Source organism: Kibdelosporangium banguiense (genome assembly GCF_017876405.1).
GTDB classification, from domain to species: domain Bacteria; phylum Actinomycetota; class Actinomycetes; order Mycobacteriales; family Pseudonocardiaceae; genus Kibdelosporangium; species Kibdelosporangium banguiense.
In genome coordinates this window covers 4,119,543-4,134,663 of the sequence record NZ_JAGINW010000001.1, presented here as the reverse complement: position 1 = coordinate 4,134,663, position 15,121 = coordinate 4,119,543, and the positions used below count along the sequence as shown (strand labels likewise).

At 67.0% G+C, this 15,121-nt stretch carries 11 protein-coding genes; 5 read left to right on the top strand and 6 right to left on the bottom strand.

The window, feature by feature from the left end; genetic code table 11:
* Positions 1-197 precede the first annotated feature (197 nt).
* On the top strand, positions 198-947 hold the full coding sequence (locus JOF56_RS19520; RefSeq protein WP_209640115.1) for a class I SAM-dependent methyltransferase: 750 nt from the start codon (positions 198-200) through the stop codon (positions 945-947).
* Positions 944-2,443: a 1,4-alpha-glucan branching protein domain-containing protein gene (locus tag JOF56_RS19515; RefSeq protein ID WP_209640112.1), complete on the top strand. Its 1,500-nt coding sequence runs from the start codon at positions 944-946 to the stop codon at positions 2,441-2,443. Before JOF56_RS19520 ends, JOF56_RS19515 begins: the two co-directional genes overlap by 4 nt.
* Before the next feature lie 3 nt (positions 2,444-2,446).
* Here JOF56_RS19515 and JOF56_RS19510 read toward each other — a convergent pair whose 3' ends face one another.
* A complete protein-coding gene (locus JOF56_RS19510) occupies positions 2,447-4,732 on the bottom strand; it encodes an ATP-binding protein (RefSeq protein ID WP_209640109.1) in 2,286 nt (761 codons plus the stop codon).
* Positions 4,733-5,132: 400 nt separating this feature from the next.
* Between JOF56_RS19510 and mftM the strand changes: the two genes are divergently transcribed.
* Positions 5,133-6,026 carry a mycofactocin oligosaccharide methyltransferase MftM gene (mftM, locus tag JOF56_RS19505; RefSeq protein WP_209640106.1) on the top strand — a complete coding sequence of 298 codons (894 nt, stop codon included), beginning with the start codon at positions 5,133-5,135 and terminating at the stop codon, positions 6,024-6,026.
* A gap of 10 nt (positions 6,027-6,036) precedes the next feature.
* On the opposite strand, the gene JOF56_RS19500 is transcribed toward mftM, so the two are convergent.
* Genes JOF56_RS19500 through JOF56_RS19490 form a run of 3 tightly spaced genes read right to left on the bottom strand, consistent with a single transcriptional unit; the run spans position 6,037 to position 9,336 of the window.
* Positions 6,037-6,693 (bottom strand): MadR family response regulator transcription factor, encoded by a 657-nt coding sequence (locus tag JOF56_RS19500; RefSeq protein WP_209640103.1) that lies wholly within the window; start codon positions 6,691-6,693, stop codon positions 6,037-6,039.
* The gene (locus JOF56_RS19495) at positions 6,680-8,065 is read right to left on the bottom strand and encodes a MadS family sensor histidine kinase (RefSeq protein WP_307855159.1); all 1,386 of its coding nucleotides are present in this window, start codon (positions 8,063-8,065) and stop codon (positions 6,680-6,682) included. Before JOF56_RS19495 ends, JOF56_RS19500 begins: the two co-directional genes overlap by 14 nt.
* An 8-nt stretch (positions 8,066-8,073) precedes the next feature.
* The gene (locus JOF56_RS19490; protein ID WP_209640100.1) at positions 8,074-9,336 is read right to left on the bottom strand and encodes an iron-containing alcohol dehydrogenase; all 1,263 of its coding nucleotides are present in this window, start codon (positions 9,334-9,336) and stop codon (positions 8,074-8,076) included.
* Between the two features lie 249 nt (positions 9,337-9,585).
* On the opposite strand from JOF56_RS19490, the gene JOF56_RS19485 reads away from it, so the two are divergent.
* Complete coding sequence (locus JOF56_RS19485) at positions 9,586-10,836, top strand: glycosyltransferase family 4 protein (RefSeq protein ID WP_209640097.1); 1,251 nt, start codon at positions 9,586-9,588, stop codon at positions 10,834-10,836.
* Between the two features lie 53 nt (positions 10,837-10,889).
* Here the strand turns inward: JOF56_RS19485 and JOF56_RS19480 are convergent, their stop codons facing one another.
* Positions 10,890-11,489: a superoxide dismutase family protein gene (locus JOF56_RS19480; RefSeq protein WP_209640094.1), complete on the bottom strand. Its 600-nt coding sequence runs from the start codon at positions 11,487-11,489 to the stop codon at positions 10,890-10,892.
* Positions 11,490-11,919: 430 nt separating this feature from the next.
* Between JOF56_RS19480 and JOF56_RS19475 the strand changes: the two genes are divergently transcribed.
* Positions 11,920-12,444, top strand: coding sequence for an ester cyclase (locus tag JOF56_RS19475; RefSeq protein WP_209640091.1), 525 nt, complete (start codon positions 11,920-11,922; stop codon positions 12,442-12,444).
* On the opposite strand, the gene JOF56_RS19470 is transcribed toward JOF56_RS19475, so the two are convergent.
* Positions 12,394-14,727, bottom strand: a complete 2,334-nt coding sequence (locus tag JOF56_RS19470) for an ATP-binding protein (RefSeq protein ID WP_209640089.1) — start codon at positions 14,725-14,727, stop codon at positions 12,394-12,396. The two genes, JOF56_RS19475 and JOF56_RS19470, sit on opposite strands and share 51 nt — an antisense overlap.
* Between the last annotated feature and the right edge of the window lie 394 nt (positions 14,728-15,121).

Sequence of the window (15,121 nt, the reverse complement as noted above, 5' to 3'; positions counted from 1 at the left end):
GTCGCTCTGGCTTGCATGGCGGCATACTTGTCCACCAGCCCGGTGACGGTGTCGATGATGCCGGCGGGCGCGATGTCCTCTCCGGCGTAGACCGCTTCTGCCGCGATCAGGTCAAAGCTACTGGCGAACACCGAAAGCAGCGCCAGAGCTACCCACTCGGCCGGCCGTGCGGAACACCCGGTTAGCCTGCCTGGGTGATGGCTGATTCTGCTCCGCTGCCGCTGACCGGTGAGCGCACTGTGCCCGGCATCGCTGAGGAGAACTACTGGTTCCGGCGCCACGAGGCGGCGTATCTGAAGCTGCTCCCGTACTGCCAGGACGCGGTGGTACTGGAAGCGGGCTGCGGCGAGGGCTACGGCGCCGACGTGCTCGCGGAGCGGGCGAAGGCCGTGATCGGCCTGGACTACGACGAGCTCACCACGAAGCACGTCGCCAAGAAGTATCCCCGGGTCAGCATGCTGCGAGGCAATCTCGTGACGCTGCCGGTCGGCGAGGAGTGCATCGACATCGTGGCGAATCTGCAGGTCATCGAGCACCTGTGGGAGCAGGAGCGGTTCCTGACCGAGTGTGCCCGAGTGCTCAAGCCGGGTGGGCGGCTGCTGATCACGACGCCGAACCGGATCACGTTCTCGCCCGGCCGGGACACGCCGCTCAACCCGTTCCACACCCGCGAACTGTCCGCCGCTGAGCTGACTGAACTGCTGGTCGAGGCCGGTTTTCAGGTCGAGCTGATGGCAGGGCTGAACCACGGACCGCGGCTGAGGGAAGCCGACGAGCGGTTCGGCGGGTCGGTCATTCAGGCACAGGTCGAGGTCGCGGTCCGCGGCGGCACGTGGCCCGCAGATCTGCTCGCCGAGGTCACGGCGGTCACCGCGGCGGACTTCGAGATCAGTGAGTCCGATGTGGACGCCAGCCTCGATCTGGTCGGGGTGGCGACCAAGCCTTGAGCGCACCCATTGGCACGTTCTGTATCGTCCTGCACAGCCATCTGCCCTGGCTTGCGCATCACGGCTCGTGGCCGGTCGGTGAGGAATGGCTCTACCAAGCCTGGGCGCACTCGTACCTGCCGGTCGTGGACCTGCTGCAACGGTTTGCCGACGAGGGTCGTGAGGACGTCCTGACGCTCGGTGTCACGCCAGTGCTCGCGGCACAGCTCGATGACCCGTACTGCCTGCGCGGTTTCCATGATTGGCTGGGCAATTGGCAGTTGCGTGCGCGATATGCCGGCGTGCGCTGGCAACGAGACGATCCACTGCTGCGGGACCTGGCCGCGGCTGAGCACCAAGCCTCGGAAAAGGCGCTGACAGCGTTCGAAACCCAATGGCGGCACGGGTTTTCGCCGGTGCTCAGGACGCTCGTCGACGCCAATGTGATCGAGCTGCTCGGCGGCCCGGCAACACACCCGTTCCAGCCGTTGCTGGAGCCCGGCATTCGTGACTACGTCCTGCGATTCGGGCTTGAGGACACGCGATTGCGCGTCGGGCAAAAACCGGAAGGAATCTGGGCGCCCGAATGTGGCTACGCGCCTGGCATGGAATGGGGCTATGCGAAAGCGGGCGTGCAGCGGTTCCTCGTGGACGGCCCGTCGTTGCGCGGAAACACAGCGGCAGCACGCACGGTCGGAGACTCGGACGTGGTGTGTTTCGGCCGGGACCTCGAAGTCACATATCGCGTCTGGTCCCCCAAAGCCGGGTACCCCGGCCACGCCGACTACCGGGATTTCCACACCTACGACCATCCGTCGGGACTCAAGCCGTCAAGGGTGACCGGCAAGCACATCGAGCCCTGGGACAAGCATCCGTACGATCCGGCACGCGCAGCCGTCGCAGTACAACAACACGCCGACGACTTCGTAGCCACAGTGGTCGACCGGCTGCACAAGCTGCCAGAGAATTCCCTTGTGGTGGCAGCCTACGACACCGAGCTCTTCGGACACTGGTGGCATGAAGGCCCGGCCTGGCTGGAATCCGTGCTGCGCAGGCTTCCCGAGGCGGGCGTCCGGGTGACGACTTTGCGGGGCGCCCTCGAAGCTGGACATCTCGGCCCGAAAGTGGATCTGCCCGCGTCATCCTGGGGTTCCGGGAAGGACTGGCGGGTCTGGGACGGCGAGCAGGTCGCCGATCTGGTCGCGGCCGGCGCCGACCTGCAAAGAGACCTTCTATCCATAGTGGACACATTTGGCCGGGCGGCCCGGAATCCCGCCGCCGATCAGCTCGTCCGGGAGGCGTTGCTTGCGTTGTCGAGCGACTGGGCGTTCATGGTCACCAAGGATTCCGCCGCCGACTACGCGCGGCGCCGGGCCAAGGTGCACGCCGAGCGGTTCAGCGAACTGGCCGGGCTGCTCCGGCTCGGACACCACGATCGCGCCCTGACCAGGGCCGAGGAGCTGCACGCCGAGGACCATCCCTTCGGCCGGCTCGACGCCCGCGGCCTCATCCCCTGATCCTCAGTTCTCTTGCTGGTGAGCGATCCAAGCGGCGACCCGGGTACGCGACCGGAAGCCGAGCTTGGCGAGAATCCGGTCCACATGCCCCTCCGCGGTGCGTTGTGAGATCACCAACTCGGCCGCGATGTCCTTGTTCGACAGCCCGCGGGCGACCAACTCGGCGACCTGGCGTTCCCGCTTGGTCAGCTGCGGCTCGTTCTTGGCCGCCGGCTGCTCGCAAGGGGCGCCGGATGACGAAGTCCGCTCGCCCAACGCGTAGGCGATGACCTCGTCCCGGCTCAGCCGCGCGCCCTCCTGACGGGCGTCGTCGTACGCTCGATCGCCGAGAGCCTCACGGCTTCGCGCCTGGCTTTCCCCGCTCCACTTGAGCAGGGTCTCGGATCCGAGCAGCGGCCTGCCGATCGGCTCCCACATCTTCTCCGCCGCGCCGAACAGCACGACTGACCGGCGCGGGTCACCCAGACAGGCCGCCACCCACGACAGCAGCTCGACACAACACGGAGTACCCACCTGATCATTCAGCTCGCTCTTGCTCCGCAAGGCGTCACGTGCATGCTCGTACGCCTTCGCTGGATCGCCGATCGCCCACCAGGTGACGCCGATGTTCCACGCTATCCATGACAAAGCCCAGCGCTCACCCATCTGCTCGCACAGAGCACGGCACTCGCCGTAAACCTCCATGGCATCGTCGATCTCTCCGGGCAGTCCCGCGACCGGGGCGCCCAGGGCACATGTGAGCAAGGCAAGAGCGGCCCCATAGCCCTGCGCATGGCGTCGCCGGCGCACCTGATCCAGACCAGTCAGCGCACGCAGGAGACTGTCGGCCCACAACTGCTCATCACCGAGAAATGCCGCGCGGGTCAGCATGTTCCTGTCTTTCATGCGCCACGCCAGATCACGGCTTTGACTGTGCAGCGTCAGGCTGGCGGCCGAATCGCCCTGCAGATGGGCGATCCATCCCGCGACCCACAGTGCCGTGACCCGCTCGGGGCTTGGCGCGGTCTCGAGGTCGAGCGCCTGGTTCAGCCAGTGCCGTCCCTTGTCGAGACGGCCGCACACGATCCAGTAGAACCACAGCGCGGCGGCCATCCGCAGGCCGGTCCTGACCTCGCCAGGCTCGGTGAGACAGTAGTCCAGCGCCGCGGCGAAGTTGACATCCTCAGCATGGAACCGACGCACCAGTTCGTCCTGCCGCGGGCCGCAGGAGTCCGCATCGCACTCCTCGGCGACACCGAGGTAGTAGTCCCGATGCCGGCGGCGGAGCTGGGCCTGTCCGCCTGTTTCAGCCAGCCGCTGCCTGCCGTACTCACGGACGGTCTCCAGTATCCGATACCGGGCAAGACCACAGCCTTCCTCCCGGAACAGCACGGACTTGTCCACCAACCCGGCCACGCCCTCGAACACGTCGGACTCAGTCAGTCCCTCCCCTGAACACACACTCTTCGCCGCCTGGAGATCGAACTCCCCAGCAAACACCGCGCACCTTGCCCACAGGGCACGTTCGACCGTCGAGCACAGCTCGAAACTCCAGTCCATTGTGGCCTGAAGCGTCCGATGCCTCGGTGAGGCACCGCGGTAACCCGTGGTGAGCAGCCGGAACCCGTCGTCCAACCGGTCCAGGATCTGCTCGACCGACAACGCCCGCAAGCGCATCGCGGCGAGCTCGATAGCCAGCGGGACACCGTCCAGCCGTCGGCACAACCGCGCCGCCGCCACCCTGGTGTCGTCATTGAGTGTGAATCCCGGTATCAAGGCAGCCGCGCGCTCCTCGAACAACATCAACGCCTCGCTCTGGCGCGGCGAGGTGTCCGCATCTGGCCCGTCCACGGCGGAAACCGGCAACGGAGGCACCGGCCAAACGTGTTCGGCGGTGCTACGCAACGGCTCCTGACTGGTCGCCAGGATCCGCAAGCCAGACGCAGTGGACAACAACTTGTCTGCCAGCCGGCAGCAACCGGCCAGCACATGCTCACAGTTGTCGAGCAGCAACAACGCCTGCCGGTCTGCCAGGTAGTCCGCCAGCGCGGTCTGGAGATCGCGTCCTGACCGGTCACACAGGCCCACGGCAGCCGCCACCGCGTGTGCCACGAGCGATGGATCCTGGACCGTCGCCAGCTCGACCAGCCACACGCCGTCAGGGAACGCCCGCTGCATGTCCTTCGCCACGCGCAGCGCCAACCGTGACTTGCCGACCCCACCCATACCAGTCAGCGTCACCAACTGCGCCGCAGACAGCGCGTGCTTCACCGCGTCCACCGCCTGCCGACGCCCTACGAAACTTGTCATCTCATTGGGAAGCCGGACCGCCTCGCGGCGCCTCGCCTCGGGCGTGACGGAATGACCGCCGGTTGCCGAAACAAGAGAGCGGCGTGGACGTTGTCGGCCAACGCCGTCTGGAGTCATGTGATCCTCCTGAACTGCGCCTGGATGGAGCGTACGTCTCGCGGCAGGCCGTTTTCGCCGTGCTTCCGGCCGCTGTGCCCCCTATTCGATCGGACAGGTAGCGCCTGGCCAGTCGTACGGACTTCCTCGCCACGCGACCGGGATCGGCCGACGATGGATTGGTTGACGCAGCGGCGCGGATTACCTTCGTGATGTTCCGATCTGGACGGGGATGAGCGCGGCGCATCAGGCGGCCGCGGGCGCAGACCGGACAACGACCATCGCCGGGAAAGCAGGGCTACCAATGCACACCATTGACATCGACCCGTTGGCCCCCGGCCCGTATCAGGATGACCTGGTCGAGGTGGTCCGGGAGGACCCGGCGACAGGGCCACGGCGGGTCCCGCCGATCGTGCGCACTGAGCATTTCTGTCTGCGCCGGTGCGACCGCCGGCTGGAGGTGAGCCATTGGCTCAAGCCGGAGCAGCTCGACGCCGACCTCGGCGGGTTGCTCGCCGAAGAGCTGTTCGCCCCAGGCTGGCTGACTGGCGCCTCGGTGTTCGAGCGGGTGTACATCGGCGTCGCCCGCTCGATCGGGAACGACCCGCTACAGTCCTGGATCACGTTCTACGACAACACGTTGACGCGTATTCACGACCACTGGCGGGTGTCTGAGCGGGATCCACGGCATTCCTGGATCGCCGAGCACGCCGTGGTGTGGCGGCGGGCGTTGCAGCTCGTGCCGGCCGGTGAGGTACTCGATCTCGGCTCATGCTGGGGATTCCTGCCCTTGCTGCTGGCCGAGCGCGCACGTAACACAGTGACCGCCGCGGACATCTCCTCCGGCGCCATGCGGCTGCTGGCGGCAGCGGCCGCCCGGCGCGAGACCCCGCTACGGACATTGGTGTGCGACGCCGCCTCTGTCCCGCTGCCTGACGACGCGGTGGATACGGTGACGGTGATCCACTTGCTCGAGCACCTGGATGACAAGGAAGCCCACGACGTACTGCGTGAGGCTGTCCGCCTGGCTCGTCGCCGGGTGGTCGTCGCGGTCGGCTTCGATGAAGAGCCCACCGCGGCCTGCGGACAGGTCCGTAGCTTCTCTCACGACAAGCTGACAGAGATGGGCTTGCGCACTGGAAAACGCTTCGACGCCGAGGCGTACCACTGCGGCTGGCTGGTCATCCATGCCGACTGAAAACGTGGTACTAAAGCACACCGAGCTTGCTGGCCTCGTAGACCACCTCGGCACGAGTGTTCACGTCCAGCTTGCGCATGATGTTGCGAACGTGGAACTTCACCGTGGTCTCCGAGATGTACAGCCGCGCGCCGATGTCCTTATTGGACAGTCCACGGGCGAGCAGCCCCACCACCTTCAATTCCCGTCCGGTGAGCACGGGTTGCTCACTCCCGGCACGCATCGAGCGGACTATCGCCGCCGCCGTGCGGGAGTCGAACGTGCTCTCATCGCGAGCCACCGCCCGGATCGACCGGACCAGCTCGGTGGTGTCCACATCCTTGACCACGTACCCCCGCGCACCACGCTGGACCGCTTCCACGACGAGCGCGTCATCCAGGAAGGTGGTCAGCACCAGTACACCGACCTCCGGATGACGGCTGGTGAGCTGTTCGCACAGGTCCAGCCCCTCGGTGTCCGCCCCGGTGGACAGCTTCAGGTCGAGCAGCACGACGGTCGGACACTCACGCAGCACAACGGCCAGTGCCTCCCCTGCCGTGCACGCCTCACCCACGACCCGCAGGTCCTGTTCCCGATCGAGAATCGAGCGAAGACCCTGCCGGACGATCTCGTGATCGTCCACCAGCACGATCCGCACCTTGCCTGGCGGTGCGTCACGGATGACCATCTGTCCCACCCCCCGTTACGGCCACCGGGAGCGGAATCGCCACGCGCAGCATGACCCCGCCGGCACGCGCACGCAGGATCGTCATGGTGCCCCCGAGTTCGTCCGCTCTGGCAAGCATGTTCGCCAGACCCCGATGCCGCCCATCCGGGTTGGCCACCTGCGACAGCCGCATTCTCCGCCTCAGCTGCGCCGGGTCGCCGGTCCCGTCGTCGGAGATCGTGAGCATGATCCCGTCAGGCGCATACACCAACCGGACGACGGCCCGGGAGGCGTGTGCGTGCGACGCGGCGTTGAAAAGGGCCTCACCGGTGATCCGCACGATGGAGTGCTCGGCCTCAGGCGGCAATGGCATGGGCGTGCCGCGTACCTGCACGTCCACGGTGAGGTCGCTGGGCAGGTGCACAGTGGACAGACGTTCCAGCATGACCGGCAATGGGGCCGGCGGTTCGTCCGATGAATGGTGCAGCGCGTAGATCGCCGCGCGCAGCCGTTCCACCGCACATCGGGTGAGGTCCTTGGCCGGGGCCAACTTGTCCGCGATTTCGGCGGTCTGGGGTCCCATCGTGGCCAACTCGGCGCGGCACACTTCTATCGTCATGCCGGCGGACAGGACGGACTGGGTGACGCTGTCGTGCAGTTCCCGGGCGATCCGGCGGCGCTCGTCGTCGAGTGCCTGCCGCTGCATCGCGGCGAACAGACGCTGCTGGGTCTCTGCCAGCTGGGCATTGCGGGCCGCGAGGTCACGGGCCTGTTTCGCGGCCGCCTCGGACAGTTGCTCGGTGCGGCCGCGCAACTGGGTCGTGGCGTGAAACAGGTACGAGTTGTACAGCGCGACTGCGGCTTGGTTGGCGAGCACCCGCATAACAGCCAGGTCGGTGGTGGCCACCTCAAGAGCCGGGCACGGCCGGGCCACGATTGCGCCGACCGGCTCGCCGTCGAGAGTCATCGGCGCACGCACCAGGCCCGGCACCTGAGGCTGCGTCGCGATCTCCCACGGCCGCATGCGCGCCATGTCCAACTGCTCGCGCATCTCGATCGACAGGTGTGCGACGTCGTCGATCAGCCGGTCGTCGGTCAGCAACAGGAACCGCGGGCGGGCTGCCCGCAGCGTGCCGTCGGCGATGGCGAGCAGCAGCCATCTCGCCTGCAGGTGTTCCGCGGCCGCACGTACGACCGCCTCGACCAGTGCCCGCGGGCCCTCAGCGCCACGCACGAGCGCGCGGGAAATCCCGTCCAATGCCTCGACCGCTCGTTCCAGCCGTTCGTTCGACCGGACGTAGGCCGGGTAGAACGAGCGTTTCCCCGTGCGCAGCCCGGTCAGCGCCCCCAGATCAACCGGGTCACCGGCCTCGTCATAGTCGCGTGGTGACACTGGACGACTCACAGCGCCGCGTAGAACAACGCTTCGATATCGTCGGCGGTGGCGTCCCGGGGATTCGTCGTCATGTTGGCGTCCTTGAGCGTGGTGCGCGCCAGCGTTGACACGTGCTGCTTGGTCACACCCAGCGCGGCTAGTCCTCTGGGCATGCCGACCGAGTCGGCCAGCTGCCGAGTCCACTCCGCGAACTCCAACGCCACCTCGTCCGGCGGAACCGACTCGGTGTCCAGCCCGGCCGCCGCGGCCAACGGCACGAACCGCGTTGGATCGACTTCGGCGTTGAACCGGATCACGTGCGGCAGCAGGACACCGTTGAGCACCCCGTGCGGGGCGTCGAGCAGCCCGCCGACCTGGTGACTCATCGCGTGAGTGGCGCCCAGGATGGTGTTGCTGAAGGCCATCCCGGCCTCCAGCGAGGCCTGTGCCATGGCCAGCCGGGGCCCGGCCCGCTTCGGCTGCTCGATCGAGCGCAGCAGGGCTCCGCCAGCGACCAACCGCACCGCGTGCAGGGCGTGGAGGTCCGTCAACTCGTTGTGCGCCCGCGAAACGAACGACTCGATGGCATGGGTGAGCGCGTCCAGGCCGGTGGCCGCGGCCAATTCGTCCGGCATGGTGATGAGCAGCCGCGGGTCGGTCACCGAGATCTCGGGTACGAGGGTGCGGCTGAGGATCGCGACCTTCACCAGGTTGGCGGTATCGGTGATCACACACACCTGCGTCACGTCGGCACCGGTACCCCCAGTGGACGGCGCCATCACCATGGGCGGGATCGGGTTGGGCACCTGATCGATCCCCCCGTAGTCAAGAATCCGGCCGCCATTGCCGGACAAGATGGCCACCCCCTTGGCCGCGTCGATGCACGACCCGCCCCCGACCGCGATGATCACATCACTGCCGGCCTCCGCGTAACACTCGTATGCCGCCTCAACCTCGTGATCCTTGGGGTTGGGCGTGATGTCCTCCCAGATCACCGGCTGGATCCCGGCCAAGCGGAGATAGCCGATGGCTTCGTCCACCCATCCCGCCTCGATCAGCCCCGGATCGGTCACCAGGAACGGCTGGCGCGCACCCAGGCGCAGCGCGCAATGACCCAACTCGGCCAGCGCACCCGGGCCGAACAGCACCTCCGACGTATGGAACTTGGCCAGACTCGGCGAGGGCTGGACCTTCCCCGGACACACGACCTGCGGCCCAGCCAGCTCCTCCTGCCTCTCTTCCCTCTCTTCGAGAGACGAATACGAGGCCGGAACCTCCTGCTCCACCATATCCACACCTTCCAGGTGATGGATTCGGTCATCTCCTGAAACCGCGCCGCACCAGAAATTCAACATACGCACGTCGCGGAGATTTCAGGGGACATGTCATGGCGCATATCGGTCAGCGTCATACATGGGCCTCCCTGGCCGGCCTCGTTGCCGGCCTTGCCGAGCGCGACCCGGTCAACTGTTGCACAAGCACTTGTTAGGGGTACCGGCGAGTAGCTCCGCTGCCGGGGATGCGAGGATCAACGTCTCATGCGCGTGTTGATGTTGTCCTGGGAGTACCCACCGGTGGTGGTCGGCGGGCTGGGCCGGCATGTGCACGCGCTGGCCACCCACCTCACCGGGCAGGGGCACGAGGTGGTCGTGTTATGCCGTCACCAAGCCGGCACGGACGCTTCGACCCATCCTGCGACCGACGAGGTTCTCGAGGGTGTCCGGGTGATCAGGGTGGCGGAGGACCCTCCGCATCTGGTGTTCGAGCGTGACCTGGTGGCCTGGACGCTGGCGATGGGGCACGCCATGGTGCGCGCCGGCCTCTCTCTGCTGGACGGCTGGCGCCCGGATGTGATCCACGCGCACGACTGGCTGGTCACTCACCCCGCCGTCACCCTCGCCGAGTACACAGGCAAGCCATTGGTGGCCACGCTGCATGCCACCGAGGCAGGCCGGCACAGCGGCTGGCTCTCGCAACCATTGAACCAGCAGGTGCACTCCGTGGAATGGTGGCTCGCCAACCGGGCGGACGCGCTGGTGACGTGCTCGGCGGCGATGCGGGCCGAGACGGCGCACTTGTTCGACCTCAACCTGGACGGCATCACCGTCATCCACAATGGCATCGCCCCACGTTCCTGGCGTGTGCCCGCGGCCACCGTCCGTGCCACGCATCAGCGGCACAACCCGGAGGGCGGACCGATGTTGCTGTTCTTCGGCCGCCTGGAATGGGAGAAGGGCGTCCAGGACCTGATCGCCGCGCTCCCGCGGGTGCGGCGCTCGCACCCCGGCACCCGCCTTGTGGTCGCCGGAAAGGGCCGACACGGACCGGAGCTTGTCGAGGACGCTCGGAGGGCCCGGGTGCGGCGCTCCGTGGACTTCGTCGGCCACCTCACCGACCGCCAACTGGTCGCCGCCCTCGCGGCCGCGGATGTGGTGGTCCTTCCCAGTCGCTACGAGCCCTTCGGGATCGTAGCGCTGGAGGCGGCCGCAGCCGGAGCACCACTGGTCGCGTCAACCGCAGGCGGCCTCGGCGAGGTCGTGATCGACGGTGAAACCGGGCTGTCCTTCGCCCCGGGCGACATAGACGGTCTGACAGCCTCGGTCAGGTCCGTCCTCGACGACCCGGCCGCCGCCCGCCGCCGAGCACGAGCGGCAAAGGCACGGCTGTCCTCCGACTTCGACTGGGCCCGCATAGCCGCCGCGACCGCCGAGGTCTACCGCGCGGCGCGGGCAGGCGATCGAGGTCCCCTCGGCCGCCCCAAAATCGCCACGGGCAACGCCTTCAGCTGACGGGTCGCGGCCAACGGTCATGACCGGAGTCCTCGAGGATCTTCCGGACCGCTTCACACGCGCACCTTTTCGATCACGCCGCATGCCACTCGGCCACCGGAATCTCCGGTTGCCAAGGTCTCGGCGTCCGGGCCGGTCACCGAGTAGCGAGTGGGGATATTGGCGAAGTTGTCCGGCAGTGCGTGAATGATGATCGCGCTGCCGTCGGCGTCGAAGAGCGCTGCCGCGGTGAGTTTGTCGTTCTGGGTGATGCTTGTGCTTGTGCCGTCGGCGGAAACATTGAGCAATGGCAGATCGCCGGTGTGCTGGGGGTGGCCGGCGCCTTCGAGGTCGAGGTGCTTACCGGCCGACAGATACGGCACGACCACGCCGTCGGGGTCGGTGGTGTTCGGGTCGCAGATGCCCACAGCGTGCACATGGAACCCATGGAATCCAGGAGAAAGCCCGATCAGTCTGCCGCTGACGAAGGTCTTCCGGTGGATCATGTAAAACCTGACGGTGCCGAGCACTTCGCCGCTGACGTTGCGGACGGTGGCGCTGGCGACGGTGCTGTTCGAGACCTCGGCAGTACCCGCCGCGGAGGCCGCCGCGGGGACGACGGCGGCGAAAATGGCAAGCATGGCAAGGATTCGCGAAGCTGATGGTGGGCGCATTCTGCCTCCCTGAGGAAATCAGTCTTCACGTTCTATCAAATCAATGGCCAGACAGGGGACAGCCAGCCAGAAAGCCCCTGAGCCGCGCTCTCGTCAGTGGCCACCGGCAGCCGGCGGACACCTCACGTTCGCGACGTTCGCGCCTGGGCAAGTTGTCGTCACTGACCTGTTTACGCCACCACTCGATATTGCCGATGGTCGACCGTAAGGCAAAGGTGTCAGAAACGTGGACAGCAATCGCAAAGTAACGGGTCCGCTCGTCTTCCTGTGGCCTACGAGCCCTCCAGCGACGGTGCTGCTTGAGCGCTCAGCGGTACCCAGGCCGCAAGTGCCCGTCGATGTCCAAGACAATCCGGCACGCAGCGGGTGTCAGTCGCCTGCAAAGACCGGCGATGAAAACTGAAACGATTGGTGAACCAGGAGCGCGATCATGACCATGTCCGACCAGGAACGGATCGCCATGCAACGCCGGACGATCGACGAGCACATCAAAGGCGAGAACGAGCATGACTGGGTGCGCGTATATGACACCTTTCTGAAGGACGAACGGGCGTACTACGACGTCGTCCCCTTCAGCATCCGTTACCCCGGAATCCGGGGCGTCCAGGACTTCTACGAGATCATCGAAGCGGCCATCCCGGACTTTCGGGTCGTCGTCACCGGCGAATACGACACCCCCGGAGCATCCGTGCGTGAGGTGACGATCACGGGAACGCACCGTGGCGAGTACTGCGGAGTCGTGCCCCAGGGCCGGCCGGTTTCGGTGGAAGTGGCCGCGTTCTATGTCTTCGGAGAGGGAGACGAGTCGGGCAAACTCCTCGCTGAGCGCATCTATTACGACAACGAAACCCTGCTCCAGCAGATGCGTGGCGAGCAGAACGCCCTGTCCGGCGTGGGCCTGGCTTCAGCCAGTGGCCTGTCGCTCGATGACCCAGGTGGCGACCTGAGTGCGTGAGGCCACGCCGAGCTTGGCCAGGATGCGTTCCGCGTGTGCCTCGGCAGTGCGCTGCGCGATGACCAATCTGGCGGCGATGTCCTTGTTCGACAAACCTTCGGCGATCAGCAGGGCCACGTCCCACTCCCTGCGAGTCAATGGTGACCATAGCCGGTTGTCGCGCTTTGGCGGAGGTTCTCGCCGGGTGGCTTCTTCGCGCAGTACCTGGTCGAGCGCTTGATACGGATCCATCCCCGCGACCTTTCCGAACGCGGTGTCGAAAGCCTCTCCACCGAGGGCGGCGCGGGCCTTCGCCTCGTTCTCCCGATGGTGCTCGGCGAGCGGCTGGATACCCATCAGCGGGACGCCGACCAACGGCCAGATGCGCTCGAGGGTCCCGAACAGCCGGGCCGCGTCTTCGTGGCCGCCGGTACAGGTCAGCGACCAGGCGAGGAATTCCACCGCCATGCCGAGACCGAAGAGGTCATGGAGGCTGCGCTTGATCGCGATGCTTTCCCGCAGTGGCTGGATCGCCGGCCGATGGTCGCCCCGGCACCACAGGGCGAGGCCGAGCACGACGAGCCCCCATGAGCGGGTCCAGTGCTCGCCGTGTGTCCTGGTGATGTGCACACACTCCTCGGCATAGTCGACAGCCTGGTCGAAGTCGCCCTGCAGCGACGCGGCGAAACCCTGTTGCATCAGTGCCATGACCGCGGGGCTGGCGACATGACCGTTGGCGCAGTGGCGGTCCCACGCCTCGGCGCACAACACCCGCGTGCCCACGAGATCGCCGCTGCTCAGCGCGCTCAGCCCGGCCACCTGCAGGCTGTAAGCCGCCATCTGCGTGTCCCCCAACTGCTCGGCCAGCCTGCGGCTCTGCTCGGCGCTGGTATGGCTCGCGGCCGGTTCGCCCTGATGGGAGGCCGCCCAGCTGTAGACCCACAGCGCGGTACCGCGTGCCCTGGTCGGTTCGGGATCCAGTGGGAGCAGGCGGTCGATCCACTGCCGCCCTTCCGCGAGGACCCCGCACGGCATCCAGTAGCACCACAGCGCTCCGGCTATGCGCAACCCGGCCTGGACTCCACTCCGTTCGGCGAGGCAGAACTCGATGGATGCCCGCAGGTTGGTGTGCTCGCCGCGCAGGCGGGTGACCCACTGCACCTGGTTCGGGCCGAACCACTCCACCGCGGCCTGCTCGGCCAGGCGCTGGTACCAATCGCGGTGCCGCTCCCGCACCCGTTGCTCCTCGCCGTCGGCTCGGAGTTTTTCCTGTCCGTACCGACGAAGCGTGTCCAGCATGTGGTACCGCGCGTGCTGACTGTGTGGCGGGTCGGACCGGGTCAGAATGGACTTGTCCACCAAGTCCCCCACGAGCTGGATGACGTCCTCGGGGGCGATGCCGTCACCGGAGCAGACGCTCTCCGCCGCGTCGAGGTCGAATTCCCCGGCGAACACCGATGTCCGGGCCCACAACCGTTGCTCGTCGGGCGGGCAGAGGTCGAAGCTCCAGTCAACGGTCGCCCGCATGGTCTGGTGGCGGGGCAGTGCGGTGCGGCTTCCGCCGGTGAGCAGGCTGAAATGGTGTTCCAATCCGGCGAGCAGTTGGTCGATCGACAGCGTCCGCAACCGCACGGCGGCGAGCTCGATGGCCAACGGGATCCCGTCCAGTCGCCGGCAGAGCCGGACCGCAGGCGCGGTGGTGTCGGGAGTGAGGGTGAAGCCGCGGCCCACGGCCGCGGCTCGTTGGATCAGCAGGCTGATCGCCTCGTACTGGTCGAGTTCGTCCGGCTGCGGCATGCGGTCGGAGTCCGGTAGCGACAGCGGCGGCACGAACAGAAGCCGTTCGCCCTCGACCCGCAGCGACTGGCGGCTGGTGGCCAGTACTCGCACTTCAGGGGCTACGCGCAGCAAGGTCTGCACGAAGTTCGCGCAGGCACCGATCAGGTGCTCACAGTTGTCCAGCACCAGCAGGATTTGCTTGTCCGCCAGATAGTCCAGCAGCACGTCCCGGGTCGGCCGGGACGACCAGTCCCGGATTCCCAGTGGCGTGGCCACGGCCTGCACCAGCAGGTCCGGATCCTCCAGCGCGGCCAGTTCGACCAGCCAGACGCCATCCCGGAACGCGCTGCGCACCTTGGCGGCGATGCGCCGCGCCAGCCGCGTCTTGCCCACCCCACCGGGACCGGTCAGGGTCAGCAGCCGAGTTCCCGACAACAGCCGCCTCGCCGAGTCGACCTCCTGGGTGCGGCCGACGAAACTCGACATTTCATCAGGGAGGTTGCCCTGCAAGGGTTTTGCGACCATGACTCATCCACACTGCTCGTTCGAGTTAGGGCGTTGGTCCAAGACGGGGCGATTGTCTCCACTGTCTGGGCCTGGCGGAACAGCGGCGCCTGGCGTGCTGTCGTCAGTGGCCCCTGGCCGCCAGCGCAACCCCACGTTCGCCGTTGTCGACTGATCCAGATGGCGAGCTGGGTGCGCGAGGCGAGGCCGAGTTCGGCGAGGGTGCGTTCGACGTGGGCCTCGGCGGTGCGCTGGGCGATCACCAGCCGGGCGCGGCGACCTTCTTGTCGGTCAAGCCCTCGGTGAGGCTCAGGCCGGCCCAACCGATGTGGCACACGCTGGCATCTTGTGGCCGCTGACGAGAGTCCGCCGGCACTGGCCCCTGCCGAAGGAGTTGGGTACGCAGCATCCTCGA

What these genes read in the sequence shown, in the direction of transcription:
- JOF56_RS19520 (WP_209640115.1), top strand. Translation starts at nt 198, where the DNA reads ATGGCTGATTCTGCTCCGCTGCCGCTGACCGGTGAGCGCACTGTGCCC.
- JOF56_RS19510 (WP_209640109.1), bottom strand. Translation starts at nt 4,732, where the DNA reads ATGACAAGTTTCGTAGGGCGTCGGCAGGCGGTGGACGCGGTGAAGCAC.
- mftM (WP_209640106.1), top strand. Translation starts at nt 5,133, where the DNA reads ATGCACACCATTGACATCGACCCGTTGGCCCCCGGCCCGTATCAGGAT.
- JOF56_RS19500 (WP_209640103.1), bottom strand. Translation starts at nt 6,693, where the DNA reads ATGGTCATCCGTGACGCACCGCCAGGCAAGGTGCGGATCGTGCTGGTG.
- JOF56_RS19490 (WP_209640100.1), bottom strand. Translation starts at nt 9,336, where the DNA reads ATGGTGGAGCAGGAGGTTCCGGCCTCGTATTCGTCTCTCGAAGAGAGG.
- JOF56_RS19485 (WP_209640097.1), top strand. Translation starts at nt 9,586, where the DNA reads ATGCGCGTGTTGATGTTGTCCTGGGAGTACCCACCGGTGGTGGTCGGC.
- JOF56_RS19480 (WP_209640094.1), bottom strand. Translation starts at nt 11,489, where the DNA reads ATGCGCCCACCATCAGCTTCGCGAATCCTTGCCATGCTTGCCATTTTC.
- JOF56_RS19475 (WP_209640091.1), top strand. Translation starts at nt 11,920, where the DNA reads ATGACCATGTCCGACCAGGAACGGATCGCCATGCAACGCCGGACGATC.
- JOF56_RS19470 (WP_209640089.1), bottom strand. Translation starts at nt 14,727, where the DNA reads ATGGTCGCAAAACCCTTGCAGGGCAACCTCCCTGATGAAATGTCGAGT.